This window comes from Rhodococcus koreensis (assembly GCF_900105905.1).
GTDB classification, from domain to species: domain Bacteria; phylum Actinomycetota; class Actinomycetes; order Mycobacteriales; family Mycobacteriaceae; genus Rhodococcus_F; species Rhodococcus_F koreensis.
Window position 1 is genome coordinate 6,618,209 of the sequence record NZ_FNSV01000005.1, and the last position, 25,398, is coordinate 6,643,606.

The window sequence follows — 25,398 nt, forward strand, 5'->3', positions numbered from 1 at the left end:
GGAGCAGCCTACAGCCGGCGGGCCAGCGCGCGACCTGCGGCCCGGCCGGAGAAGATGCAGCCACCGAGGAAGGTGCCCTCGAGTGCGCTGTACCCGTGGACGCCGCCACCACCGAATCCGGCGACCTCACCAGCGGCGTAGAGACCCTCGAACGGGGTGCCGTCGGGCCGGATCACCTGCGAGTCGAGGTTGGTCTCGAGGCCGCCGAGGGTCTTGCGGGTGAGCAGGTGCAGCCGGACCGCGATGAGGGGACCGTTCTTGGGGTCGAGCAACTCGTGCGGGCTCACGACGCGGGTGATCTTGTCGGCCAGCAGGTTCCGGGCGTTGCGGATCGCCATGACCTGGAAGTCCTTGGTGTAGGAGTTCTTCACCTCCCGGTCGCGGGCCACGATTTCGCGTTCGAGGTCCTCGTACTTCAGCGGTGCGTCGGGGGTGAGGGCGTTCATGCCGTCGACGAGGTCGCGGAGGTTGTCGCGGACGACGAAGTCGGCGCCGTGCTGCTTGAACGCCTCGACGGGGCCGGGGGCGCCCTTCTTGAGTCGTTCGGCGAGGAGTTTGAAATCGCGGCCGGTGATGTCGGGGTTCTGCTCGGACCCCGACAGCGCGAATTCCTTCTCGATGATCTTCTGGTCGAGGACGAACCAGGTGTGGTGGTGGCCGCTGTTCATGATGTGCTCGAGGGTGCCCATGGTGTCGAAACCGGGGAAGTTGGGGCTGGGCAGGCGGTTGCCGTTGCCGTCGAACCACATCGACGACGGGCCGGGGATGATGCGGATGCCGTGGTTGGGCCAGATCGGGTCCCAGTTCTGGATGCCCTCGGTGTAGTGCCACATGCGGTCGCGGTTGACGATGTTGCCGCCGGCGTTCTCGGTGATCTCGAGCATGCGGCCGTCGACGTGCGCGGGGACACCGGCGAGCATGTTCTCGGGGGCCTTGCCGAGTCGTGCGGGCCAATTCTTCTTGACCAGTTCGGGGTTCCCGCCGATGCCGCCGGACGTGACGACCACGGCCTGCGCGGAGAATTCGAACTCCCCGACCGCGGTTCGCGAACTCTTCACACCGCGTGCCTCGGTGGACGGTTCGAGGACGGTGCCGCGCACACCGGTGGCGGCGCCGTCGGTGACGACGATCTCGTCGACCTGGTGACGGTGCTTGAACGTGACGAGTCCCCGCTTCGACGCGGCGACGACGCGGGTGAGGAAGACCTCGACGACACCCGGGCCGGTACCCCAGGTGATGTGGAAACGCGGAACGGAATTGCCCTGCCCGAGAGCGGATCCGCGTCCGCGTTCGGCCCACCCGACGTTCGGCATCAGGCGCAGTCCGAGGTCGTGGAGGTACTGCCGCTTCTCGCCGGCCGCGAATTCGACGTACGCCTGCGCCCACAGCCGCGGCCACTGGTCTTCGCGCTCGCGGTCGAAGGCGGCGGTGCCCATCCAGTCCTGGATCGCCAGTTCGTACGAGTCCTTGATGCCGAGGCGCCGCTGTTCGGGGCTGTCGACGAGGAACAGGCCGCCGAGCGACCAGAAGGCCTGGCCGCCGAGGTTCGCCGAACTCTCCTGGTCGACGACGAGGACTTTCCGGCCGGCCTTGACCATCTCGTAGGTGGCGACGAGTCCGGCCAGTCCGGCGCCGACGACGATCACATCAGCCTGTTCGGTCACGAGGACCCCTCTTTCCGGTGTGTGTGGGTGTGGGTGGCGGGTTCGGTGTAGGCGGTTACGACTCGGGTGAACAGTTCGAGGCGCAGTTCCCGGGCGGCGGCGTTCTCGTCCTCGATCAGGCACTGGACGCTGGTGCCGTCGTGCAGCGCCACGAGCGCGCGGCCGAGCACCCGGGGATCGCCGGCGATGCGGCGCCCGAGTCTGTGCAGAGCTTTCTCGAGGATGGGCACGATGGTGTCGAGAATCGTGTCTTCGCGGGCTGCGAGTGCCTTCTTCAGCGACGGGTTGCGCAGGGCGTGGGCGGTGAATTCCGCGTTGATCCGGTACCACTGGTCGTCGACGGGGACGACGCCGAGCACCAGTTCGGTGCCGGCGCGCAGTTTTTCGGCAGGCGTGAGCCCGGAGAGGTCGATGCTCGACGAGTCGGCGGCCAGCCGGATCTGCGCGAGCATCGCGCTGGAGCGCTGTTCCCACATGGCGAAGAACATCTCGTCCAGCGACGCGAAGTTGGAGTAGAAGGCGCCGCGGGTATAGCCGCCGCGTTCGCAGATCTGCTCGACCGTCGACCGTCCGAACCCGTTTTCGGCGAACACCTCGACGGCGGCGTCGAGCAGTCGCCGCCGAGTCTGGCCGCGCCGTTTCGTCACCTTCCGGGGTGTGCTGGTGGCAGGCTCGGAGGAGTGCGCCGGTGACGTCGGCATGGCCTCTCCTCCGATCGGGTCGACAGCAACCGTCGATACACTAGCGTATCGGATACACTGGTGTATCGAACATGGCCGTCAGAGCCCGTTCGGAAAGTTGGGCGGTCTCAGAGGTAGAGGTCCTGCTTTCGGATCAGGGCGGTCGCCACGACGCTGACGACCGAGGTGGCGGCGAGGTAGCCGCAGGCCAGCCAGGGGGTTCCGCCCCCGACCGCGATGAGGGCGGTGAGGATCATCGGCGTGACGCCCGACGCGTAGATCCCGGAGAACTGATACACGACGGACAGTCCGGTGTAGCGGATCTCGGTGGGGTAAAGGCTCGCGTACAGCGTGCCCTGCGCGCCGTAGAAGAGGGCATGGATGACGCCGAACACCAGCACCATCGCGACGCCGAACAGGACGAGGTTCTCCGTCCCGAACAGGGCGAACGCGGGGAAGACCGCGAGTCCGTAGGCCCCGATCCCGATGAGGTAGATCCGTTTGGCCCCGTACCGGTCGACCAGCAGGCCGGAGAAGGGCAGGAGCACCGCCATGACCGTCGCGGCGACGGTGACGACGAGGAGGACGGGAATCTTGGCGAATTCCAGGTTCTTGGTGGCGTAGGTGATCGCGAAGACGCCCCAGGTGTTGAACGCGGCGCCCTCGCCCCAACGCGAGAGCAGGCCGAGGACGGTGCCCCGGCGCACCCGGCCGCGGAACACATCCTTCAGCGGAGCGGAGGAGCGCTTCGAGAGGTCGTGAACCTCCTGGAACGCGGGAGTCTCCTCGACCTTCAGGCGGACCACGAATCCGACGAAGACGAGGATCAGGCTCAGCAGGAAGGCAATTCGCCATCCGTAGGTGAGGAACTGGCCGTCGTCGAAGATCACCTGCAGTGCGGCGAAGACGCCGGTGCCCAGGGCCAGGCCCAGCGCCAGGCCGATCTGGGGGATGCTGCCGAAGATGCCGCGCTTCTTCGCGGGGCTGTGTTCGACGGCGAGGAGCACGGCGCCCGCCCATTCGCCGCCCAGTGCGAATCCCTGCAGGATGCGGAGCAGGAGCAGCAGGATCGGCGCGATCACCCCGACCTGTGCGGCCGTCGGCAGCACACCCATCAGGGCGGTGGCGACGCCCATGATGAACATGGTGAGTGCGAGCGTCTTCTTCCGTCCGATGCGGTCGCCGATGTGGCCGAAGACGACTCCGCCGATCGGCCGGACCACGAAACCGACCGCGAACGTGGCGAACGCCAGCATGGTGCCGACGAACGAACTCTGATCGGGGAAGAACAGCTGGTTGAAGACCAGGCTGGCGGCCGTCGCGTAGAGGAAGAAGTCGTACCACTCGACAGTCGTCCCCAGCAGGCTGGCGGCGACGACGGTGCGGAGCCGCTTGCGCCGTTCGAGGTCGGATTCGTTCGAGGATGTGTACGGGGCGTCGGACAGCGTAGTCATAGCGCGGCGACCGTAACCTTGCCGGCTGCGGTCGAGCACTACTCTGAATCACGGTGATCGAAACCCTCGCGGCCCGGCTCCGTCGTTGATGAACTGGCCTGCGCTGCCCATCTGTCGTCGACAAGAGGATCGCGCGTGTCTCTGCATTTCCACTGGTTCCTTCCCACCTACGGTGATTCCCGCAACCTGATGGCGGGTGGTCACGGGAGTTCCATGGCAGGAGACCGTCCCGCGACGCTGCGATACCTCAATCAGATCGGCGCAGCGGCGGAGTCGAACGGTTTCGAATCGGTCCTGACGCCCACCGGTGCGTGGTGCGAGGACGCCTGGCTCACCACGGCCATGATGCTGGAGACCACCGAGACGCTGAAGTTCCTGGTCGCGCTGCGCCCCGGACTGCTCAGCCCCACCTTGGCCGCGCAGATGGCGGCGACGTTCCAGTGGCAGTCGCAGGGACGGCTCCTGCTCAACGTCGTGACCGGCGGTGAGGACCACGAACAGCGCACCTACGGCGACTACCTCGACAAGAGTCAGCGCTACGCCCGTTGCGGCGAATTCCTCGACGTCATCCGAAAGCTGTGGGCGGGAACCGGACCGGTCGACTACGCGGGCGAGTACATCCGGGTGGAGAACGCCCAGTTGCAGCGCATCCCCGACCCGGTGCCGCCGATCTTCTTCGGCGGGTCGTCGCCGGCCGCGGGCACCGTCGCGTCCCAGTTCGCCGACACCTACCTCACCTGGGGCGAGCCGCCGAGTGCCGTCGCCGGGAAGATCGCCTGGATCCGCGACCTCGCCGACGTCCAGGGCCGCACCCTCGACTACGGCATCCGGCTGCACGTGATCAGCCGCGACACGTCCGAGGAGGCGTGGGCCGAGGCCGACCGCCTGCTGTCCGCTCTCGACCCGGCAACCGTCGAGCAGGCGCAGCAGAGCCTGGCCCGCTCGGGTTCCGAGGGCCAGCGGCGCATGCGCGAACTGCACGGCGGCGGTGCCGCCTATTTGCGCAGCGGTGGGAGCGCCTACTCGAAGGACGCCGGCGCACGCGCCCTCGAGGTGGCCCCGAACCTGTGGTCCGGGGTCGGCCTGGTCCGCGGCGGCGCGGGCACCGCGCTGGTCGGCTCCCACGAGGAGGTCGCCGACCGCATCGCCGAGTACGCGGCGCTCGGACTCGACCACTTCGTCCTCTCCGGCTACCCGCACCTCGAAGAGGCCTTCAACTTCGGCGAAGGTGTGCGTCCGATCCTCGAACGCCGCGGTCTGGTGCAGTCCCGCACCCACCGTCCCGGGGATCTGTCGGGGTCGACGGCGTTCCTGTCCTCGAGTCGGTAGTCGAGTAGCGGGAGTAGACAGGGGAGGGTTTCGCACACGAGTCAGCGCGCCCGGTGACGTCGTACGGCGTCCCGGTTCGCGCACTTGGGTGAGCAGTACCGTTGACGGCCGTTGCGCGAGGTGTCGGCATAGATGGCGGTGCACTCCTCGAGCGCGCAGCGGCCGAGACGATGCATGCCGCGGCCGACGAGGTGCAGCGCGGTGCCGACGGAGAACAGCGCCTCGAGGACGCCGGCGAGGGACTGCTGGTCGTCGCGGTAGTGGAGGTGCCAGCCGTCGCCGGCGTGGTTGGTCAGCCGCGGGTAGGCGGACGCCTTCGTGAGCAGGAGGTTGACCTGTTCGGCCCGGGTTTCGTCGCTCGTGGCGTCGGCGATCGCCGACCACCGATCGAGCATGGCGAGTACTTCGGCGAGGTCGTCGTCGGTGACCGGGAAGTCGACGACGATGCCGGCGTCGACGCATCGGCCGACGAGTTCGCCGGTCGAATCGGGCGGGTGATTCGCGAGGTCGGCGGCGAGCGTGACCGCATACTCTCCGTAAGGGTTGAGATGCACAATGCCATTACATCACGCTGGGTGTATGAGCGAACATCACGAACACGACTGGCAGGAAGTATCCCGGCATCGAACGAGCACGGGCGTGGTCACCTACCTCGGCTGCGCGTGCGGTCGGTGGCAGTTGTCGCTGGTCGAGGCGTCGCTAGGGGAATCTAGCCGTATCTACGTTCGATCGCAGATTTGAATAGATTTGCATACGGTCCGCGGGTTTACGGGTCGAGGGTCTGGCATTTTCGGCACGAGGCGCACATAATCACCCCGTGAGCCAAGTTACTGTTACTCCGAGTTCACTCATTCTTGCCCAGTCGGGCGGAGAGGGTGGCGGTGCGGCATTCGACCAGATCATCGGAATCACGGTGGCGACGGCGATCATCACCGTGGGTCTGCTGTGGATCGCGTACCTGCATCGCACACGCAAGATCACGTGGCTGCAGACGACTGCCGACGCGGCGTCGCGCGCACTCGACCGGCCCCCGTGGGTGGCCCTGCCCCTGGTGACGTTCGTCGGGACCATCCTGACGGCGTTCTTCGGTTTCATCTGGGACGTCAGCCTGCACATCGGGCGGGGCCGCGACGACGGGCCGCTCGCGAACCCCGCGCACTACTTCATCCTCGTCGGGCTGTTCCTGCTGTTCATCACCGGAATGCTGGCGATGATCCTGCCGCGCGACGAGAAACCCGGTCCGGCGGCGATCAAGATCACCCGCACCTGGTACGTCCCGGTCGGCGGCGTCCTCGTGGCCGGAGCGGGTCTGTATGCCCTCATAGGGTTCCCGCTCGACGACGTCTGGCACCGGATCTTCGGTCAGGACGTCACGCTGTGGGGACCGACGCACCTGATGCTGATCGGCGGTGCGGGACTGTCGCTGATCGGCGTCCTGCTCCTGGACTACGAGGGCCGGATGGCGACCCCCGGGGAGGTCAAGCCGGACAGCAGGCTCATCTGGTTCCTGCGGTGCGGCACGTTCGGCGGCCTGCTCATCGGCCTGTCCGTCTTCCAGATCGAATACGACTTCGGCGTCGAGCAGTTCCGGCTCGTCCTGCAACCGATGATGATCGCCGGAGCGGCCGCCTTCACCCTGGTGGCGGCGCGCATCGTTCTCGGACCGTTCGCGGCGATCGTGGCCGTGGCGGTGGCAGGCGTCGTGCGCGCGATCACGGCGCTGATCGTCGGACCGGTTCTCGGTGCCCCCACCAACGTGTTCGAACTGTGCCTCGGCGCCGCGGTGGTGATCGAATTGCTCGCTCTGACACCGCTGATCAAGAATCGGGTGGCGTTCGGTGCCGTCGGCGGACTGCTCGTCGCGACGGTCGGGCTGTGGCTCGAGTCGCTGTGGATCGACGCCGTGTACATCTACCCCTGGCCCACCAGCATGTGGCCGGAGGCCCTGGCCATGGCCGTGCCCGTCGCCATCGCGGCCGGAGCCTGCGGCGCCCTGCTCGGGCGGGTGCTCCGATCCGAGGGGCTTCCGCGCCCGGCGATCAGCCGCACCATCGTCGTCGCCACCGTCGTGGTGATCGCCGGCGCCACGGCCAACGGCCTCGTCGCCACGGTCCCGGACAACGCCACCGCGGCGATCGCTCTCACGGAGGCCACCCCGGACGGCGGCCGCATGGTCGACGCGGAGGTGCGCATCGACCCACCCGATCTCGCGAGCGACGATCCGGCGTGGGTGTCCATCCTGTCCTGGCAGGGCGGCCCCGGACTGGGCAACGGTTTCACGGTCGACCGGCTCGAACGCACCGGTCCCGGCACCTACCGGACGCACGAGCCGGTCCCGGTTCACGGAACATGGAAGACGTTGCTGCGCGTGCAGGACGGGCGCACGATGACGGCCGTCCCGATCTACCTGCCCAGCGACCCGGGCATCGGCGCGGAGGAACTGCCCGCAGTCGCGTCCTCGACCCGCGACTTCGTCCCGGAGATCACCATCCTGCAGCGGGAGCGGAACTTCGACCACCCGTCCTGGCTGTTCGGCGCCGCATCGCTGGTGGTGCTGGTGTGCACCCTGGCGCTGATCACCGCGCTGGCGTGGGGAGCGGGCCGGATCAGCAAGTACACGCAGGGGCAGGCGGCCACCGGCACCCGCGAGGACGTGACGGTGACATGAACCCGGTGCACGATCCGGACGTCGTCTACCTCGCCGATCATTCGGTACTGCTGGCGATTCCGGCGTTCGTCCCGGCGTTCCTGGTGGCCGGACTGGTCATCTACCTGGCGGTCCGGGACCGCAAGGCGGAAGCCGCCGAGAATGCCGAGAACGCGAAGCACGGTCCGAGCGCGCACGAAGAGGAGAACTAGGTGATCAGGCGGTGGGCCGGAATTGTAGTGATACCCGCTGTCGTCGTCGCCCTGGTATCGGGCTGCGGAGGCGACGACGACACACCGGCCACGGAGGACGGCGTCGTGATCGACGTCGTGATCGAGAACGGCACGGTCACACCGGGCAACGAACGCATCGAGGCGACGGTGGGGGAGACCGTCACGGTGCGGATCGACAGCGACGCCGCCGACGAGTTGCACGTGCACGCCGTTCCGGAGCACTCGTTCGAGATTCACCCCGGAACGCAGGAAACCCAGTTCTCCGTTGACGTTCCGGGTCAGGTGGCGGTGGAATTGCACGACACGGGTAAGACGGTGGCCACCCTGCTCGTGCGTCCATGACCGCTGTTCTCGCGCACGGGCTCGGCGGATCCACCGACCTTCCCATCCCGTTCACGTATGCGCTGGTCGGGGCGAGTTGGGCGCTCACCGTCTCCTTCGTTGTGCTGGCGTTCGCGTGGCGCACCCCGAAGCTGGATCCGGACAACCCGGGGCGCGAGCTGCCCCGCTGGGTGACCCGGTTCGCCGACGCGCCGGTCACGCGGAACGTGCTGGCCGCGGCCGGTGTGGTGTTCGCGGTGTGGGTGGCCCTCGCCGCCTTCTTCGGACCGTCGGCGTCGTCGGAGAACGCACTGCCGGGCGTGTTCTACGTGCTGCTCTGGGTGGGGCTGGTCGCGGCGTCGCTGGCGTTCGGGCCGGTCTGGCGGGTGCTGTCCCCGGTCCGCACCGTGCACCGGTCGGTGTGCGCGGCGATCGGCCGCTCACCGGCGGAAAATGATGCGCGGTACCGCAACTCGTGGGGTTACCGGCCCGCGGTCGCGGGACTGTTCGCCTTCGTCTGGCTCGAACTCGCCTCCGGCGACCCGGGTTCCGTGGCCGCGGTGCGCACGTGGCTGCTCGTGTACGTCGTGGTCACGACGGCCGGGGCGTTTCTGTGCGGCGAGCGCTGGTGCGAGCGGGGCGATCCGTTCGAGGTGTACAGCACGCTGGCGTCGCGGCTGTCTCCGCTGAGTCGGGACCGGCCGAGCGGACGGATCGTGCTGCGCAACCCGCTGGACCACCTGGGGTCGATGCCCGTCCGGGCCGGCTCGGTCGCATTGATGGCAACCCTGCTGGGGTCCACTGCCTTCGACAGTTTCTCCGCGTTCCTCTGGTGGTCGCGTCTGGTGGACGGGATCGGTTCCCCGATCGGCGCCACCCTCGTGCGCACGGCCGGGCTCCTGGTCTTCGTCGGCTTCGTCGGGGTGTCGTTCTGGGTGGCCTCGCGGGCCACCGGGGGACTGCGGCCCGAGCAGCGCGCCGCTCTCCCGGGGCAGCTGTCGCATTCGCTGATCCCGATCGTCATCGGCTACGTCTTCGCGCACTATCTGACGTATCTGGTGGAGAAGGGGCAGGCGACGGTGATCCTGCTGGCCGACCCGATGGGGCGGGGCTGGAACCTGCTGGGACTCGGCGACGCCGAGGTCTGGTACGTGCTGTCCGAGCACCCCGCCGCCTCGGCGTCGATCAAGGTGCTGTTCGTCCTCGCCGGGCACGTGCTGGGAGTGATTGCGGCGCACGACAAATCCATGAGGCTCCTGCCGCGGGGCCATCAGCTGACCGGGCAGCTGGCACTGCTGCTCACCATGGTCACCTACACGTTCGGTGGGCTGTACCTGCTGTTCGGTGGCTGACGGCCCCCAGTGTGCCTCAGCGTGCGAGGACGACTGCCGCCTCCGCGGTGAGCGAGGCGAACGTGAACGTCTCCTCGAGGTAGAGCGTGACTTCGTCGGCGGTGTGGCTGTCGTAGCCGATCGACAGGTCCGTGCCGAGGGTCAGCTGGTTGTCGCCACCACGCGTGGACAGCACGTATCCACCGCTGATCGCGGGTGCCCAGATGATGTCCCCGGTGACCAGGTCGCGCAGGTGGTGGAACACCGGATGTCCCTCGTCGCGGGTCTCGCTGACCGCGGTGTACGCGTCGGCGTCGAGCACCACCGAGTACGGTCCCTCGACTCCGGCGAGTCGCAGCGCCGACAGCGCGGAGGCGACGGCGTCGGGGATCAGCAGCGGATCCTCCGGCAGGCTGAGAACCGGGTTGTCGCTGGACGGTCCGAGTCCGCGGATGCCCGCCTCGTCGAATCCCTGGAAGATCGACTGGTCTTCCGCGAACGCGACCGCCTTCGCGGCGTCCTTGACGGGCTGCCAGTCGGAGTCGAGGGAACCGCGGGCGACGTCGTCGACCTCGGCGCGGCTCAGGGTGAACGGGAACCGGAGTTCGACGAGCGGGTCGACCTGCCGCTGCTGGGCGCGGATCCTGCTGTCGGAAGTCTTGATCGGGTTGACCCGGCCGAGGTTGTGGGCCGAATAGGAGTATCCGAACGGTCCCGCGACGTCGACCACGCGCCGGCCCGCGACGTGGCGCTTGAACGTGCGGGTGGCCTCTTCGCCGATCTGCTGCCAGGCCGCCTCGGTGACGGGTGCCAGGTTGCGGTGCAGATTGCTCGAATCACTCATTGCGATACTCCTTTGAGACCACCGATTTTCAGGGACAGGTCGTACGGGTCGGCCGCGGCGGGCTCGACCGGGTCTTCGGGCGCCGACTCCGCGACGGCCGGTGCGTCGCCGAGCGATTCGAGCACGTCCCGGCTCGGCACGAAGAACAACGTGCCGGTGGCCGCCGTCGAGAAGTCGAGGATGCGGTCGTAGTTTCCGGGCGGCTCACCGAGAAACATTCTTCGCAGCATCAACTCGGTGACGGCGGGGTCCTTCGCGTACCCGATGAAGTAGGTCCCGTACTCGGCCTCGCCGAGGCTGCCGAATGCCATGTTGTCCCGCAGGATCTCGTGCTCGACGCCGTCTTCGTCGACGATGCTGTTGAGGGTGACGTGCGAATTGCTCGGCTGGACGTCGTCGTCGAGTTCGATGTTGTCGAGCTTGGTGCGCCCGATGACCCGTTCCTGTTCCTCGGTGCTCAGCGTGCTCCACCCACCCATGTCGTGCAGGTACTTCTGCACGATCACGTAACTGCCGCCCCGGAAGTCGGGGTCCTCGTCGCCGATCAGCGCAGCGTCGGATGCGTCGTCTTCGGTGGGATTCTCGGTGCCGTCGACGAATCCGAGGAGATCGCGGGAATCGAAGTAGCGGAAGCCGTGCACCTCGTCGACGACGGTGGCGGCGGACCCCAGCGCGGAGACGATCTGGCGGCCCAGTTCGAAGCACAGGTCCTTGCGCGAGGCTTTGATGTGGAACAGCACGTCACCGGGTGTGGAGGGCGCGCTGTGGGCCGGTCCGGACAGTGTGACGAACGGGTGCAGGTGGGCAGGCTTCGACGACGCGCTCACGCGGTCCCAGAACTCCGCGCCGACACCGACCACGCAGGACAGGGAGCCGGCGAGTTCGCGGAATCCCACGGCCTTGAGCGGTCCGTCGATGCCGGAGATCACGTCGCACACCGTCGCGCGGTCTTCGTCGGAGGGGCCGGCGAGGAGCACCAGGAACAGGGCGGCAGGGCTGGGCGGAGTGAGGACTGCTTGGGGTGCCAATCTCGCGACTGGGCCTGGCATCTGTGTCTCCGTTCACTCCGACGTACGACGCTGCACTGTCCGGAACCTCAGGTCCCATCTAACCGTTTCGGACCGCCAGGTTCCATTCGATCGGCCCGCGCGCCGCCGCGGACCTCCGGAATCTGTCGGCGGTGACTCCGAGTGCTACCTCGCGCCGGAGAAGGTCGACGCCTCCCACCTGAACGCGAGGCCGGTTCCGGCCCGCGACCGGAAATGAAAGCGGTATCTACCCGCATGTAGCCGGGAAACATCGGTCATATTGCTGTGAACTGTGTGAACGGGAATTGCGCCGCCGGAGCTGAGAAAGCGTTTACAAACTCGGTGACGTGAGTCATAGTAGTCGGGTTCCGGCAGTTCCTTTCCACAGTCAGGAGTTCTCGATGGGCATGACCGAACTCGGCACCGAGCGGTCGACCGCGGTGCCGCACGGGTCGGCGGGACAGCAACGCCGCCGGGTGATCAAGGCGAGCGCGGCGGGAACCGTGATCGAGTGGTATGACTTCACGCTCTACGGTCTCGCGGCCGCCCTCGTCTTCGGGCCCCTCTACTTCCCCGGGGCGGGATCCCTCGCCGGCACGATGGCCGCCTTCGGGACGTTCGCCGTCGGCCTCGGCGCCCGCCCGATCGGTGGGCTGGTCTTCGCGCACTTCGGTGACCGGATCGGCCGCAAGCCGATGCTCCTCATGACCCTGCTCGTGATGGGCGCCTCGACGACGCTGATCGGGGCACTGCCCACCGCGGACGCGATCGGCATCTGGGCGCCGATTCTCCTGATCGTCCTCCGCCTGTTCCAGGGCGCAGGCGCGGGCGCCGAGTTCGCCGGGGCGATCACGATGGTCACCGAATCCACCGACAGTTCCCGGCGAGCCCTCTCCAGTGCGTATCCAGGCGCCGCGATCTACGTCGGAACCGGCGGCGCCACCGCGATCTTCGCGTTGCTCACGCTGATGCCCGACGACCTCTTCCTGTCCTGGGGCTGGCGTATTCCGTTCCTGGCCAGTGCCGTCATCGTTCTCGTCGCCGGCTACCTGCGACTGAAGGTGAACGAGACGGCGGTGTTCGAGGAGGCCGCCCAGCACGGTGAGGTCGACCGTGCACCGCTGGTCGAGGCGGTCCGCAACCACTGGCGGCAGATCCTGTGCGGACTCGCCCTGTTCAGCTTCGTGATTCCGTGGGCCTACGTCATGCAGGTCTTCGCGCTGTCGTTCGTGACCAAGACCCTGGGGGTCGATTCCACCCAGGCCCTGATCGGATTGATCGTCGCCGAGTTCTGTGCCATCCCCGTCATCCTCGGCTTCGGCCGCCTGGCCGACCGGATCGGCCGCAAGCCGGTCCTGTTGTCCGGCGCGGTCTTCGGCATCGTCTTCCCGTTCCCGATGTTCATGATGCTGGACACCCGGTCGCCGTGGATGGTCGGGCTGGCGCTGATCCTCGGTATCTGCCTCGTCCAGGGCACGACGTCGGGCCCGGGCGGCGCGCTGCTCTCCGAACTGTTCCCCACCAAGATCCGCTGGAGCGGTATCGCGATCTCCCGGGAGATCCCCGCCGCGGTGGTCGGCGGCACGATCCCGCTGGTCGCCACGGCCCTCGTCGCCGTTGCGGGCGGAACACCCTGGCTCGTCGCGAGCTACCTCATGGGCCTGAGCGTGGTGGGTCTGATCGGCATCGCCCTGCTCCCCGAGACTCTCGGCCGGAGCGTGGGTGCGCGCACCCACGTCGAGGCGGCATCGTGACCCGTCGTGTCGTGGTGGTCGGCGCCGGTCTCGCGAGCGCCGCGCACCTCACGGCCCTGCGGGCGGTCGGCGCCGACGTGGTCGGTGTGGTGACGCGCGACGAGACGAGGGCGGCCGCCGCCCACCGGCTGGCACCGGAGGCGCGGATCCTCCCGAGTCTCGACGCGGCAGCGGCCCTGGACGCCGACACGGCGGTGGTGGTCACGCCGCCCTCGAGTCACCTCGCGGTCGCGTCGGCGCTGGCCGAACGCGGTCTGGACCTGGTGATCGACAAACCGTTGGCGGCCTCGCTGCCTGATGCGCAGGCGATCGTGGACGTCGCGGAGCGGGCCGGTGTCCGGGCCGCGGTCACGCTGCAACACCGCTACAAGGAGGCGGCCGTCCGCGCACGGCAACTGCTCGCCGACGGCGCGATCGGCACGCTCCGCTCGGCGACCGTCACCGTCCCGCTGTGGCGGCCGGACTCCTACTATGCCGAGGCCGGGCGCGGCACCTGGGACCGCGACGGCGGCGGAGCGCTGATCACCCAGGCCATCCACACCCTCGACCTCTACCTGTCGCTGACCGGACCGGCGCGCAGTGTCGTGGCCGCGTCCTCGACCAGCCGTGGGCGGCTCGAGGCCGAGGACACGATCCACCTGCTGATCGACCAGGGCACACATGCGGCGTCGGTGACGGCGAGCACGGCGGCCTGGCCGGGCGGGGCCGAGACGATCCACCTCTTCGGCGACGCGGGACAGCTTCGGCTGGTGGGCGATTCGCTCGTCCGGATCGGCGACGGTGCCCGCACCCTCGTCGACGGGACCGTCGACGCGTCCGGACCCGACCCGTTGTCGATGTCGGCGTGGTTCCGGTCGTTGTACGAGGACGTCTTCACCAGTTGGGCGGCAGGGGCAGCGCCGCTGTCCGACGCCCGGTCCGGGTTGCGCGTGCAGTCGGTGATCGACGCCGCCTACCGGTCCGCCGCTGCCGGCACGACACCGGAAATCGTCTCCGAGGAAAGGGAAAGTGCATGTCAGTCTTGAGTATTCGGGTCGACGGTCCGAACTCCTATCGTCTCGACCGCGGTGACGTCGCGGAACCCGGTGAGGGGGAGGTGCTCGTCGCTCTCGACTCGGCCGGGATCTGCGGCGGCGACCTGTCGCATCTGCGTGGCCGGAACGCCGTCGCCGCGTACCCCACGGTGCTGGGCCACGAATGCGCCGGACGCGTGTCGCGGGTGGGCCCGGGAACGAGTCTCACGGTCGGGCAGCCGGTGATGGTCTACCCGACGACGGGATGCGGCCGATGCCGCGCCTGCCGCGACGGCAGGATCAACAACTGCCCGAGTATCCGGGTGTTCGGGCTGTCCGATCCGCGCGGGTGTTTCAGTGAGGAATTCGTCGTCCCCGAGACGCAGTGCGTGCCCGTCAGCGACGCGGTGCTGGACCGTTTCGGGGCCCTCGTCGAACCGCTCGCGGTCGGCGTTCACGTCGTCCGCCGCGGCGGCGTGTCGGCGGGGGACACCGCGCTGGTCGTCGGGACCGGGGCGATCGGTCTCGCGACCACGCTGGTGGCCCGGAGCCGGGGCGTCCGGGTGCTCGGCGTCGATCGCTACGCCGAACGGGAGCGGCCCGCCCTGGCATGCGGGATGAGCGATTTCACGACGGAGTCGGGTGACGCGCTCGAGGGCTGGCTCCGGGACCGGACGGAATCGGTCGACCTCGTCTACGACACGGTGTGCTCCCAGGAATCCGCTCGGCTGGCGCTGCGGGTCCTCGCTCCGGGCGGCCGGTACGTGGCGATCGCGTCCGCGAAACCCGGGCACGAACTGACGCTCGACTACAGCGCGCTCTACGCCCGCGAACTGTCCGTCGTGGCCTGCCGGAACTATGTGCGGCAGGACTTCGTCGACGCGGCCGAACTGCTCGAGTCGGGGCAGGTGGACGCGTCGCCGCTGCACACCGCGACGTTCGCGCTGGACGAGTTCGGCCGCGCGGTCGAGGAGCTCGAATCGAACGGCAGCAGGCACGTCAAGGTGCTGCTGACGTCGCGGAAACTGCTCGGAACGCGCGCGTTGTTGCACGGGGAGTGAGCGTCCGCGTGATCCGGGGCCGCCTTCGCGCTACGCTGTAAGCGTTTCCACCCTTCACTGGGTGGACGAGGCAATGGCGACGAGAGATGCAGAGGCAACGATGGCGGATCAGACCCGAGTGCCCGCGAGCCGTCGCGTCACGATCAACACCGTAGCGAAGGCCGCCGGCGTCTCGATCGCCACCGTCTCCCGCGTCATGAGCGGCAGCTCGTCGGTGACCCCGGACCTCGCGGCCCGGGTGCACAAGGTCGCCGACGAGCTGTCCTACCGGCCCAGCAGCGCCGCCCGCGGACTCGTCCTCGGGTCGCTGAGAAACATGGGCGTGATCCTGCCCGACCTGGCCAACGCGTACTTCTTCGACGTCGTCAAACAGATGCACCACGGCGCCACCGCCGACGGATACCGCATGCTCGTCGCCGACTACTCCGGTGACGCGGCCGACGAACTCGCCACCGCGCTCGACCTGCTCGGCCAGGTCGACGGTCTCGTGCTGCTCTCGTCGAGGATTCCGACGAGCGGGCTGAAGGAACTCGCCAGGCAGTCGACGCCCGTCCTGCTCGTCAACCGGGTGGAGCTGGGGGTCGATCTCCCCATGGTCGCGGTCGACAACTTCACCCCGATGATGGAGCTGTGCGGGCACCTCGCGAAGCTCGGCCACCGCCGGATCGTCTACGTCAAGGGTTCGGACCTGGCCTGGCAGAACCGCGAGCGGTGGCGGGCCATCGAAATGGCGAAGGTGCTCGGGATCGAGGCGACGGCGGTGCCGTCGGACGGGACCATCGAGGGTGGCTACGACGTGGTGGAGGAAGCGCTCACGCACGAGCCGACCGCCCTCGTGTGCTTCAACGACCTGACGGCGCTCGGCGTCATCTCGAAACTGCGGGAGCGGGGACTCCGTGTCCCCGAGGACATTTCGGTCACCGGTTTCGATGACATCGACATGGCACGCCACCTGGCGCCGCGCCTGACCACGGTCGTGAGCCCCAAGATCGATCTGGGCGACCAGGCGTGGTCGCTGATGCGCGCCGCCCTGAACAACGAGACCACCACGTCTCCGCCGCTGATCTCCGCGGACGTCGTCATTCGCGAGTCGACGGGCCCCGTCCCGAGCTGACCCCGGCGTTTTCGCTCGGACGATAGAGGCGGGGTCGGCGACAGAGCCGTCGATCATCCAGGTCACCCCGGCGCACAGTGCTGCGCCGGTGCGGTGAAGCAGGCCGACGCGGCAGTCGTCGGCGAATCGTGTTCTTCCGATAGCCGGATCAGTCTCGGAAAAATTCTGTAACCGCTTTCTTGATGTTGTTCAGCTCACAATATAGTGTGTCAATAACCGAGGTACATGGCGTTCATGGACCGATTGGCCGAATGTAAGCATTTACAGGAGCGGATATGACACATCCCGGACCGGGTGCCGCGGCGAGGCGCTGGACACCGACCACCGCGACACGAGCCGTGAGCGGCATCGCACCAGGATCGACGATCGCCCTCACCGGTTCGGGCGGCGGAATCCTCGAACCGGACACTGTGCTGAAGGCGCTGGAGGAGTGCTTTCTCGCGACCGGATCGCCCAGGGACCTCACGATCGTGCACGCTCTGGGCATCGGTGACCGGGTGCGCCGCGGAACCAACCACCTCGCGCACAAGGGCATGATCAAGCGGGTCATCGGCGGGCACTGGACGTGGTCGCCGACGATGATCGAACTCGTCCGCAACGACGAGATCGAGGCGTACGCATGGCCCGGCGGCGCGATCAGTCAGCTGCTGCGGGAGATCGGCGCGCGCCGTCCCGGCCTCGTCACCGCCACCGGTCTCGACACGTTCGTCGACCCGCGGCACGGTGGCGGCAAGTTCACGCCGTCCGCCACCGAGGACCTCGTCGAACTCCTCGCGCTGGACGGTCGTGAGTATCTGCGCTACAAGCCGTTTCCCGTCGACGTGGCCATCGTCCGCGGCGATTCCATCGACCCGTCCGGCAACGTCACGTGCTCGGGGGAGGCCGCGCAGCTCGACGCGCTGGCCGTCGCTCAGGCGGCGAAGGCCTGCGGTGGCCGGGTCATCGTCCAGGTGAAGAATCTGCTGGACCGGCCGATCGATCCACGGCTCGTGCACATCCCGGCGGTCCTGGTCGACGACGTGGTCCACGCGCCGGCCCAATGGCAGACGTACGCAGGCGAATTCGACCCGGAACTGTCCGGCGACGCGGCGAACGCCGGCTTCGACGCGACGGACCACGACCCGATCCGCATGCTGATCGCCCGGCGGGCCGCCGCCGAGGTTCGGGACGGCGACGTCCTGAACGTCGGCTTCGGGGTGTCCGCGCTGGTCGTGGACGCGCTCGCCGAACAGGACCGCCTGGACGACGTCACCCTCGCCATCGAGCAGGGGCTGATCGACGGCATCCCCGTCTCCGGCGACCTGTTCGGGGCCGCACGAGGACCGAAGGTCGTGCACTCGTCGACCACCCAGTTCGACCTGTTCTCGGGCGGATTGCTCGACGTCAGCTGCCTGGGCATGGCCGAGGTCGACGTCACCGGCGCCGTCAACGTCAGCAAGATCGGCGGCGGCATCGTCGGACCGGGCGGGTTCATCGACATCTCCCAGAACTCGCCGCGCGTCGTGTTCTGCGGAACCTTCACCGCGCGCGGACTGGACATCGAGATCGTCGGGGGAGAACTGGTGATCCGGCGGGAAGGGTCGGTGCCGAAGTTCGTCGACCGCGTCGACCAGGTCACCTACTCCGGCGCTCTCGCCGTCCGTGAGGGACGCGAGGCGGTGTACGTCACCGAACGCGCCGTCTTCGTGCTCACCCGGGACGGCCTCGAACTCACCGAGGTCGCTCCCGGAATCGACATCGATCGGGACATTCTTCCGCACATGGGATTCCGTCCGATCATCAAGAACCCACGCCTGATGGACGCGGGGCTGTTCGCCCCCGTCGCCGTACACATCTGAGGAGAGAACCACATGCCAACCGGAAACAGTGTCATTCCGTCGTCCGTGCTCGGAACCGACGAACGCAAGCTCGTCGCGGAGTTCGTCGACGAACGGATCCGGCCGGTCGCCGGCGAACTGGACGAGACCGAACGATTCCCCGAAGAGATCTACGCCGAGATGGGCAAGATCGGGCTCTTCGGCATCACCGTGCCCGAGAAGTTCGGCGGATTCGGCGGCACCGCCCTCGACTACCTGTTCGTCATGGAGTCGCTGTCCTACGGTTATGCGTCGGTGGCCGACCAGTGCGGGCTCGTCGAGATCCTCGGCAGCCTGCTCGGCAACTACGGCACCCCCGAGCAGCAGGAGCAGTACCTGCGCCCGATGCTCTCCGCCGAGAAGCGCTGCGCCTACGCGCTCACCGAGCCGGGTTCCGGTTCCGACCTCGGGTCGATCACCACGCGGGCGGTGCGCAGCGGCGACGGCTGGGTGCTCAGCGGCGAGAAGATCTACATCCACAACGCCCCGGTCGCGGACTTCGCGGTCGTGCTCGCCGTCACCGACCCCGAACTGGGGAAGCGCGGTGGCATCTCGGTGTTCCTGGTGGATGTCGACCAGCCCGGCGTCAGCCGCGCCTACCACGAACACAAGATGGGGCAGCGGGCGTCCCAGGTCGGCGGTCTGGTGTTCGACTCCGTCCGGCTGTCGTCCGACGCGCTCCTCGGTGAGGAGGGCAAGGCGTTCGGTTACATGATGAAGGTGCTGGCCAAGGGCCGTCTCGGGATCTCGGGACTGAGCCTCGGCATCAGCCGCGCCGCACTGGACGCCGCCACCCGGCAGTCCCTCGACCGCAGCCAGTTCGGCAAGCCGATCTCCGCCAACCAGGGCATCTCGTTCTCCCTCGCCACCGTGGCCACCGAACTGCGGGCCGGCACCGCGCTGTCGGTCGAGGCGGCGCGGGCCCTCGACACCGGCGCGGCGGACGCCGAGACACTCTGCTCGATGGCCAAGCTGTACGCGTCCGAGGGATGCGTGCGCCACGCCGACGCCGCCGTGCAGGTGTTCGGCGGCAACGGCTTCATCCGCGGGTACGAGGTGGAGCGCCTCTACCGCGACGCCCGCATCACGAAGATCTACGAAGGCACCAGCGAAATGCAGCGGCTCATCATCAGCCGGGCCGTGCTGAAGGGTGCCGCGGGCACCGGCTCGGACGAACGATGACACCGGCGAACCGATCGGTCAGGGCGGCGGCCCGGGCCGTCGGCGTTGCCGCGGCCATCTCCGTCATGGCGAGTTCCGCCGTCGCCTGCTCGACGGGATCGGAACGGACCGAGCGGGACGGCGCCACCGTCGACCGCGGCGACATGGTGATGGTCTCCGAGGTCCGGTCGCTGACCAACCCGTACGAGGCCGCGTGGGTCCAGGGCAGCCGCGCGTACGCCGAATCGCTGGGGATCGAACTGAAGGTGATCGTCTACGGCGGCGATTCGCAGAACGCGCTGTCGCAGTTGCAGTCTGTGCTCGCCGCGGGAAAGACCGTCCTGCTCAACATCAATCCGAACACGAGCGCCGACACCCCGGCGATCGTGCGTGCCGTGCAGAACAGCGGCGGGTGCGCGGTCACCCAGTGGAGCAAGCCCTCGGACCTGCACCCCTGGGACGTCGGCAACGGGTGGGCGTCCTACGTCGCCTACGACGGGGTCCAGCAGGGCGCCGACACCGGGAAGGCGCTCGTCGATTCGCTCGGCGGCACCGGCGGCGTGATCGCGCTGCAGGGGTTGCTCGCCAACGAGATCAGCCAGACCAGGTTCCAGGGCTTCCAGCAGGCCATGGACGGACAGTCCGGCGTCACCCTGCTCGACGACCAGCCCGCCGACTTCGACCGCAACAAGGCGTACACCACCACGCAGACCCTGCTCAACAAATACGGCGACCAGGTGAACGGCATTTGGGCCGCAACCGATTCCATGGCCCTGGGTGCGCTGCAGGCGGTGCGTGAAGCGGGCCGGGCGGGCGAGATCAAGATCGCCAGCGCCGCGGACGCCACCCCGGAAGGGCTGGGCGCCATCGCCGACGGCGAACTGCTCTCCACCTACACGACCGACCCCTATTTCAACGGAGCGATGGGCCTCGCCATCTGCTACCAGGCCATGACCGGGGAGATCGACGTCGCGTCGCTGCCCCGCGAGAACCGCGAATTCTACGTCGAGCAGTCGCTGATCACCGCGAGCAACGTCGACCGATTCCGCACCGTGCCGAGTGACGAGGAGATCGTGCGGTCCGTGCAGGATCCCTTCTCCCGCATCACCGGCCCGGTGGCCCGGTAACCCCTCACCATTCACGAACCACACAATCTTCCGAAGGAGTGACGATGTCGACGACCGAAATGACGGGGGAGGTGACGACTCCCGCCGAAACTCGCCCGCCCGCGCGCACCACCAGACCCCGCGTGCGACGGTTACTGTCCACCGCAGGCCCGCTCACCGCCCTGCTCGGACTGTGCGCCGTGTTCGCCGCACTGGCTCCCGGGTTCGCGACGGCGAGCAACGCGATGGCGATCGTGGAGCAGGCCGCCATTCCCGTGGTCCTCGCGATGGGCGCCACGCTGGTGGTCCTGGTGGGCGGCGTGGACCTGTCGATCGAGGGCGTGATGGCGGCCAGCGGGCTGACGTTCGTCCTGCTCGCCGCGAACAGCGTCAACGGCAACGACCTCGGACTCCTCGCGGTCCTGATCGCGCTGGGCGTCGGTCTGCTCTTCGGGGTGGCCAACGGGGTGCTGCACGTCGTCGCGCGGGTGCCGTCCTTCCTCGTCACCCTGGGAACCTGGTTCGTCGGGCTCGGTGTCGCCACCGTGCTCTTCGGCACCGCCACCCCCCAACTCGCCGACCCGTCGCTCGCCGCCTGGGCGGGTGGCCACTGGCTCGGACTTCCCGTCGTCGTGGTGTTCGCGCTCGCCGCCGTGGCCGTGACAGTGGTGCTGTGCAAGGGAACCCGGCTGGGCATGCACACCTACGCGATCGGCGGCGACGAGTCGACAAGCCGCCTGGCGGGCGTCCCGGTCGGGCGCACCAAGGTCATCCTGTTCGCGGTGGCCGGACTGCTGTCCGCGCTCGGGGGAGTGCTGGCCACCATCCGGCTGGGTGTCGGCGACGTGAGCGTCGGATCGGGAAGCCTGTTCCTCACCCTGTCCGCGGTGGTCGTCGGCGGCACCCTGCTGTCCGGTGGTCGCGGTGGGCCCCTGCACTCCCTGGTGGGTGTGCTGCTCCTCGTGGTCCTCGGCAACGGGCTTCTCCTCTCGGGCGCCAGCCCGTACATCCAGCAGGGCGCGCAGGGACTCATCATCGTGGTCGCGGTGATCGCGACCGGGTGGCCCGCCCGCAGTCGATTGAGGGTCGTGAAATGACATCTCTCCTGGAACTCCGCAACGTCACGAAGAAGTTCGGGCCCAACACCGTCCTCGACGACGTGAGCCTGTCCATCGCTCCGAACGAGGTGGTGGGACTGATCGGCGAGAACGGCGCCGGCAAGTCGACACTGCTCAAGATCCTCGCGGGAGTGCACCGCCAGGACGGCGGCCGGATGGTGCTCGGGGGGCGCGAGGTGAGCTTTTCGAGCCCGGCCGACGCCGCCGGCCACGGGATCGGGGTCGTGCATCAGGAGCAGTCGCTGCTGCCGAACCTCACCGTCGGCCAGAACCTGATCCTCGGGCACGAGGGCGACACCGCCCGTGCCGGATTCCTCCGCCGGCGCCGGATCCGCGCCCGCGCCCAGGACATGTTGTCCGTGGTGGAGTCGACGGTCGACCCCGGTGCGCTCACCGAAACGCTCGGTTTCGCGCAGCGACAGATGGTGGAGGTGGCGCGCGCGGTCGCGTCCAGGCAGTCCGAACACCCGCCGCTCCTCATCCTCGACGAGCCGACATCGGTGCTCGAACCCGAGGATGTCGAGGTGCTCCACCGCCGGGTCACCGCTCTCAAGGAGCGTGGTTCCGTCATCTTCGTCTCGCACCGTCTCGACGAAGTCCTCCGCTTCTCCGACCGCGTGTACGTGCTGCGCGACGGCAAGGTCGTCGGCGAGCGGATCGCCGCGGCGGCAACCGAATCCGAGCTGTACCAGCTGATGATCGGCAAGGGTGCGGCCGAGGAGATCTACTCGTCGGAGCGCAAGCGCGCCGTCTCCCGGACCGGCACGCCGACGCTGTCGGTCCGCGACCTCACGTGTGGCGGCAAGGCGACGGGCGTCTCGCTCGACGTCCACGCCGGCGAGATCGTGTCGGTGGTGGGGGTGGTCGACTCCGGCCGCGAGGAGGTGGCCCGCGCCGTGTTCGGCGCCGTCCCCATTGATTCCGGAACCGTCGAGATCGACGGGCAGCGTTCGGCGCCCCGATCACCGGCGGACGCCGTGCTGTCCGGTGTCGCGTACGTTCCCGCCGAGCGTCGCGTCGAGGGCATGATCGCCGGGGCGACCGTCGCGCAGAACATCGCGACGGTGCATCCGGTGAAGGCGGGCGGCGGCCGCATCTCCTCCGGCGCCCGAGTGCAGGAGACGGCGCGCACCTGGATCGACACACTCGGCATCCGGCCCGCCGACCCCGACGCCGACATCGCGCGACTGTCGGGCGGCAACCAGCAGAAGGCCGTGGTCGCCAAGTGGATCCTGGGCGACGGCCTGAAGGTGCTGGTGCTCGACCACCCCACCCGCGGGCTCGACATCGGCGCGAAGGAAGACCTGTACGCACTGTTCCGCGATCTGTCCGAGCGGGGAGTGGCGATTCTGGTGCTCGCCGACACCCTGGACGAGGCGATCGGCCTCGGCCACCGCGTGATCGTGATGCGCGACGGTGAGATCACCGCCGAGTTCGACTCGCCGCCCGGAAACCCACCCAGCAAACTCCAACTCCTCGAGAAGATGATGTGATCGCCGTGGCAACAGAAACTTTCACCGAGAGGACTTCCGCCGAGACGCGCGCACCCGGGGGTGCGGCGGCCGCGGTGTCCCGGACGACGCGGGACCGGCTGCGCCTGGCGGGACCGTCGGTCGTGCTGGTCGCGCTCGTCCTCCTCGTCGCGCTCGCCGAACCGAACTTCCTGTCCGTGAACGCCCTCGCCGTGGTCTCGGCGCAGGCGGTCCCGATCCTGCTGCTGGGGCTGGGGCAGATGTTCGTCATCCTCACCGGCGGCATCGACCTGTCGGTAGCGGCGCTCGCGTCGCTCGCCACGGTGATCCTGGCGACGGCGATCGGGTCGCTCGGCCCGCTCGCGGTCGTCGTCACCCTCGTGGCGCTCACCCTGATCGGTGCGCTGACCGGTCTGCTGATCGTGTTCGGGCAGGTCCCGTCGTTCGTCGTCTCGCTCGGTGCGCTGGGATTCTGGGGTGCGGTCGCGCTCGTCGCCTCGGGATCGACCACCATCTACATCAGCGAAGGCTACGACGCGATCTTCTGGCTCAGTTCGTGGACGGTGCTCGGACTGCCGATGGCGGTGTGGGCGGGCGTGGCCGCGGTCGCCGCGGTTTTCTGCGCGATGCGGTTCTCGCCGCGGGGCAACGTCTTCCACCTCGTCGGGCTGGGGGAGATCGCGGCGATGATGAGCGGCGTCCGGACCCGGGTCGTCCGGGTCGGAGCCTTCGCCCTGTCCGGCTTCTTCGCGGGAGCCGCGGGTATCGTGTTGTCGGCCCAGCAGCAGAGCGCCGCACCGCAACTCGCGGATTCGCTGCTGCTTCCCGCGATCGCGGCCGTGCTGGTCGGCGGCTGCGCCATCACCGGTGGAATCGGTGGCGCGTGGCGGGTGCTCGTCGGCGCCCTGGTGGTCACCGTCCTCCGGGTGGGCGGTTCGGTGGCCGGCATCGATCCCAGCTTTCAGCAGATCGTGTACGGCGTGGTCGTCATCGTCGCGGTCGCCGTGACGCTCGACCGCAGCCGGCTCTCGATCATCAAATAGGACTCTGTGTGAGTGTGAGATTCGAAGGAGAACGATGAGTACGACGGCACGCGGTGCGGTGATTCACGAAGTGGGCGGCAAGTGGGAGGTCGACGATCTCGTCCTCGCCGAGCCCGGTCCCGGAGAGGTGCGGATCAAGGTGATGGCGTCCGGGCTGTGCCACTCCGACGATCACCTCGTCACCGGCGACATCCCCAACATGCTGCCGCTGGTCGGCGGTCACGAGGGTGCCGGGGTGATCGACGCGGTCGGTCCCGGGGTGACCCGGCTCGCCGTCGGTGATCACGTCGCCACCGCCTACCTCCCCGCCTGCGGAACTTGCGCCTGGTGCGCGCAGGGGATGCAATATATCTGCGATACGGGGGCCGGTATGGAGGCTGGTTTCATGCTCGACGGAACGGCGCGGTTCGCCACACAGTCGGGGCGGCCGATCGGCGCCATGCAGCGCCTCGGCACGTTCGCGAACTACCTCGTCACCTCCCAGGCCCAGGCCGTGAAGATCGACGCGGACATCCCGTTCGACGTGGCCTGTCTCGTCTCGTGCGGGGTTGCGACCGGCTGGGGCTCCACCGTGAACGGCGCGGGCGTCCGTCCCCGGGACACGACGCTGGTCGTCGGGGTCGGCGGTGTGGGGATCAACGCGGTGCAGGGTGCCCACCACGCGGGGGCCGCGCACGTCGTCGCCGTCGACCCGGTGGCGTTCAAACGCGAACGTGCCCTCGAACTCGGCGCCACCCACGCGTACGCGTCGATCGACGAGGCCATGCCGTTCGTCCGCTCGGTCACCAACGGCCAGGGCGCCGACAACGCCGTCGTCACCGTCGGCGTGGTGGACGGTCAGCTGATCGCCGACGCGTTCGGCGCCGTCCGCAAGGAGGGCACCGTCGCGGTCGTCTCGATCGGCCAGAACGCACCGGGGATCCCGATCAGCCCGCTCGAACTGGTGGTCTACGCCAAGCACCTGCGCGGGGTCCTGTTCGGCAACTGCAACCCCACCCGGGACATCCCGGCGCTCCTCGACTACTACAAGTCGGGACGATTGAAGCTCGACGAACTGATCACCAGGCGATACGCCCTGGACCAGGTGAACGACGCCTACGCGGACCTGCACGCAGGGCTCAACCTGCGCGGCGTCCTCATCCACGAACACTGACAAGGAACGGCTCCAG

22 protein-coding genes are annotated in these 25,398 nt (G+C 68.4%); 16 read left to right on the top strand and 6 right to left on the bottom strand.

Going from position 1 to position 25,398, the window contains the following annotated elements:
* Window positions 1–8 precede the first annotated feature (8 nt).
* From BLV94_RS34700 to BLV94_RS34710, 3 genes are all read right to left on the bottom strand, one after another.
* Window positions 9–1,664, bottom strand: coding sequence for an FAD-binding dehydrogenase (locus BLV94_RS34700; protein WP_072946342.1), 1,656 nt, complete (start codon window positions 1,662–1,664; stop codon window positions 9–11).
* Window positions 1,661–2,365, bottom strand: coding sequence for a TetR/AcrR family transcriptional regulator (locus BLV94_RS34705; RefSeq protein WP_072946341.1), 705 nt, complete (start codon window positions 2,363–2,365; stop codon window positions 1,661–1,663). The genes BLV94_RS34700 and BLV94_RS34705 overlap by 4 nt, the downstream gene beginning before the upstream one ends.
* 107 nt (window positions 2,366–2,472) lie before the next feature.
* A complete protein-coding gene (locus BLV94_RS34710; protein WP_072946340.1) occupies window positions 2,473–3,798 on the bottom strand; it encodes an MFS transporter in 1,326 nt (441 codons plus the stop codon).
* A gap of 135 nt (window positions 3,799–3,933) precedes the next feature.
* Between BLV94_RS34710 and BLV94_RS34715 the strand changes: the two genes are divergently transcribed.
* Window positions 3,934–5,127 (top strand): LLM class flavin-dependent oxidoreductase, encoded by a 1,194-nt coding sequence (locus BLV94_RS34715; protein WP_072946339.1) that lies wholly within the window; start codon window positions 3,934–3,936, stop codon window positions 5,125–5,127.
* A gap of 41 nt (window positions 5,128–5,168) precedes the next feature.
* Here the strand turns inward: BLV94_RS34715 and BLV94_RS34720 are convergent, their stop codons facing one another.
* Window positions 5,169–5,681 carry a CGNR zinc finger domain-containing protein gene (locus BLV94_RS34720; protein WP_072946338.1) on the bottom strand — a complete coding sequence of 171 codons (513 nt, stop codon included), beginning with the start codon at window positions 5,679–5,681 and terminating at the stop codon, window positions 5,169–5,171.
* A gap of 263 nt (window positions 5,682–5,944) precedes the next feature.
* On the opposite strand from BLV94_RS34720, the gene BLV94_RS34725 reads away from it, so the two are divergent.
* Genes BLV94_RS34725 through BLV94_RS34740 form a run of 4 tightly spaced genes read left to right on the top strand, consistent with a single transcriptional unit; the run spans window position 5,945 to window position 9,680 of the window.
* The gene (locus BLV94_RS34725) at window positions 5,945–7,795 is read left to right on the top strand and encodes a hypothetical protein (RefSeq protein WP_072946337.1); all 1,851 of its coding nucleotides are present in this window, start codon (window positions 5,945–5,947) and stop codon (window positions 7,793–7,795) included.
* On the top strand, window positions 7,792–7,986 hold the full coding sequence (locus tag BLV94_RS34730; RefSeq protein ID WP_072946336.1) for a hypothetical protein: 195 nt from the start codon (window positions 7,792–7,794) through the stop codon (window positions 7,984–7,986). The genes BLV94_RS34725 and BLV94_RS34730 overlap by 4 nt, the downstream gene beginning before the upstream one ends.
* Entirely contained in the window at window positions 7,987–8,349 is a 363-nt protein-coding gene (locus BLV94_RS34735; protein ID WP_072946335.1) for a hypothetical protein, read from the top strand.
* On the top strand, window positions 8,346–9,680 hold the full coding sequence (locus BLV94_RS34740) for a hypothetical protein (protein WP_072946334.1): 1,335 nt from the start codon (window positions 8,346–8,348) through the stop codon (window positions 9,678–9,680). The genes BLV94_RS34735 and BLV94_RS34740 overlap by 4 nt, the downstream gene beginning before the upstream one ends.
* Window positions 9,681–9,696: 16 nt before the next feature.
* Here BLV94_RS34740 and BLV94_RS34745 read toward each other — a convergent pair whose 3' ends face one another.
* Together BLV94_RS34745 and BLV94_RS34750 are read right to left on the bottom strand one after the other, a co-directional pair.
* Window positions 9,697–10,503, bottom strand: coding sequence for a family 1 encapsulin nanocompartment shell protein (locus BLV94_RS34745; protein ID WP_072946333.1), 807 nt, complete (start codon window positions 10,501–10,503; stop codon window positions 9,697–9,699).
* Entirely contained in the window at window positions 10,500–11,552 is a 1,053-nt protein-coding gene (locus BLV94_RS34750; protein ID WP_072946332.1) for a Dyp-type peroxidase, read from the bottom strand. Before BLV94_RS34750 ends, BLV94_RS34745 begins: the two co-directional genes overlap by 4 nt.
* A gap of 380 nt (window positions 11,553–11,932) precedes the next feature.
* Here BLV94_RS34750 and BLV94_RS34755 point away from each other — a divergent pair, with 380 nt between their 5' ends.
* The 11 genes from BLV94_RS34755 (at window position 11,933) to BLV94_RS34805 (ending at window position 25,382) form a co-directional block, all read left to right on the top strand.
* On the top strand, window positions 11,933–13,285 hold the full coding sequence (locus BLV94_RS34755; protein WP_072946331.1) for an MFS transporter: 1,353 nt from the start codon (window positions 11,933–11,935) through the stop codon (window positions 13,283–13,285).
* Window positions 13,282–14,310, top strand: coding sequence for a Gfo/Idh/MocA family protein (locus tag BLV94_RS34760; protein ID WP_072946330.1), 1,029 nt, complete (start codon window positions 13,282–13,284; stop codon window positions 14,308–14,310). The genes BLV94_RS34755 and BLV94_RS34760 overlap by 4 nt, the downstream gene beginning before the upstream one ends.
* A complete protein-coding gene (locus tag BLV94_RS34765) occupies window positions 14,307–15,359 on the top strand; it encodes an alcohol dehydrogenase catalytic domain-containing protein (protein ID WP_072946329.1) in 1,053 nt (350 codons plus the stop codon). Before BLV94_RS34760 ends, BLV94_RS34765 begins: the two co-directional genes overlap by 4 nt.
* Before the next feature lie 100 nt (window positions 15,360–15,459).
* On the top strand, window positions 15,460–16,473 hold the full coding sequence (locus BLV94_RS34770) for a LacI family DNA-binding transcriptional regulator (protein WP_072946328.1): 1,014 nt from the start codon (window positions 15,460–15,462) through the stop codon (window positions 16,471–16,473).
* Between the two features lie 275 nt (window positions 16,474–16,748).
* A complete protein-coding gene (locus BLV94_RS34775) occupies window positions 16,749–18,311 on the top strand; it encodes a CoA-transferase (protein WP_072946327.1) in 1,563 nt (520 codons plus the stop codon).
* A 12-nt stretch (window positions 18,312–18,323) separates the two neighbouring features.
* Window positions 18,324–19,511: an acyl-CoA dehydrogenase family protein gene (locus BLV94_RS34780; protein ID WP_072946326.1), complete on the top strand. Its 1,188-nt coding sequence runs from the start codon at window positions 18,324–18,326 to the stop codon at window positions 19,509–19,511.
* A 65-nt stretch (window positions 19,512–19,576) separates the two neighbouring features.
* Window positions 19,577–20,617: a sugar ABC transporter substrate-binding protein gene (locus tag BLV94_RS34785; RefSeq protein WP_072946415.1), complete on the top strand. Its 1,041-nt coding sequence runs from the start codon at window positions 19,577–19,579 to the stop codon at window positions 20,615–20,617.
* A 44-nt stretch (window positions 20,618–20,661) separates the two neighbouring features.
* Window positions 20,662–21,693: an ABC transporter permease gene (locus tag BLV94_RS34790; protein WP_083395952.1), complete on the top strand. Its 1,032-nt coding sequence runs from the start codon at window positions 20,662–20,664 to the stop codon at window positions 21,691–21,693.
* Window positions 21,690–23,207 carry a sugar ABC transporter ATP-binding protein gene (locus BLV94_RS34795; RefSeq protein WP_072946325.1) on the top strand — a complete coding sequence of 506 codons (1,518 nt, stop codon included), beginning with the start codon at window positions 21,690–21,692 and terminating at the stop codon, window positions 23,205–23,207. The genes BLV94_RS34790 and BLV94_RS34795 overlap by 4 nt, the downstream gene beginning before the upstream one ends.
* Window positions 23,208–23,212: 5 nt before the next feature.
* Complete coding sequence (locus BLV94_RS34800; protein WP_072946414.1) at window positions 23,213–24,229, top strand: ABC transporter permease; 1,017 nt, start codon at window positions 23,213–23,215, stop codon at window positions 24,227–24,229.
* A gap of 34 nt (window positions 24,230–24,263) precedes the next feature.
* On the top strand, window positions 24,264–25,382 hold the full coding sequence (locus BLV94_RS34805; protein WP_072946324.1) for a Zn-dependent alcohol dehydrogenase: 1,119 nt from the start codon (window positions 24,264–24,266) through the stop codon (window positions 25,380–25,382).
* The last annotated feature ends 16 nt before the right edge of the window (window positions 25,383–25,398 follow it).

What these genes read in the sequence shown, in the direction of transcription:
- BLV94_RS34705 (WP_072946341.1), bottom strand. Translation starts at nt 2,365, where the DNA reads ATGCCGACGTCACCGGCGCACTCCTCCGAGCCTGCCACCAGCACACCC.
- BLV94_RS34710 (WP_072946340.1), bottom strand. Translation starts at nt 3,798, where the DNA reads ATGACTACGCTGTCCGACGCCCCGTACACATCCTCGAACGAATCCGAC.
- BLV94_RS34730 (WP_072946336.1), top strand. Translation starts at nt 7,792, where the DNA reads ATGAACCCGGTGCACGATCCGGACGTCGTCTACCTCGCCGATCATTCG.
- BLV94_RS34740 (WP_072946334.1), top strand. Translation starts at nt 8,346, where the DNA reads ATGACCGCTGTTCTCGCGCACGGGCTCGGCGGATCCACCGACCTTCCC.
- BLV94_RS34745 (WP_072946333.1), bottom strand. Translation starts at nt 10,503, where the DNA reads ATGAGTGATTCGAGCAATCTGCACCGCAACCTGGCACCCGTCACCGAG.
- BLV94_RS34750 (WP_072946332.1), bottom strand. Translation starts at nt 11,552, where the DNA reads ATGCCAGGCCCAGTCGCGAGATTGGCACCCCAAGCAGTCCTCACTCCG.
- BLV94_RS34755 (WP_072946331.1), top strand. Translation starts at nt 11,933, where the DNA reads ATGGGCATGACCGAACTCGGCACCGAGCGGTCGACCGCGGTGCCGCAC.
- BLV94_RS34770 (WP_072946328.1), top strand. Translation starts at nt 15,460, where the DNA reads ATGGCGGATCAGACCCGAGTGCCCGCGAGCCGTCGCGTCACGATCAAC.
- BLV94_RS34775 (WP_072946327.1), top strand. Translation starts at nt 16,749, where the DNA reads ATGACACATCCCGGACCGGGTGCCGCGGCGAGGCGCTGGACACCGACC.
- BLV94_RS34780 (WP_072946326.1), top strand. Translation starts at nt 18,324, where the DNA reads ATGCCAACCGGAAACAGTGTCATTCCGTCGTCCGTGCTCGGAACCGAC.
- BLV94_RS34785 (WP_072946415.1), top strand. Translation starts at nt 19,577, where the DNA reads ATGGCGAGTTCCGCCGTCGCCTGCTCGACGGGATCGGAACGGACCGAG.
- BLV94_RS34790 (WP_083395952.1), top strand. Translation starts at nt 20,662, where the DNA reads ATGTCGACGACCGAAATGACGGGGGAGGTGACGACTCCCGCCGAAACT.
- BLV94_RS34795 (WP_072946325.1), top strand. Translation starts at nt 21,690, where the DNA reads ATGACATCTCTCCTGGAACTCCGCAACGTCACGAAGAAGTTCGGGCCC.
- BLV94_RS34805 (WP_072946324.1), top strand. Translation starts at nt 24,264, where the DNA reads ATGAGTACGACGGCACGCGGTGCGGTGATTCACGAAGTGGGCGGCAAG.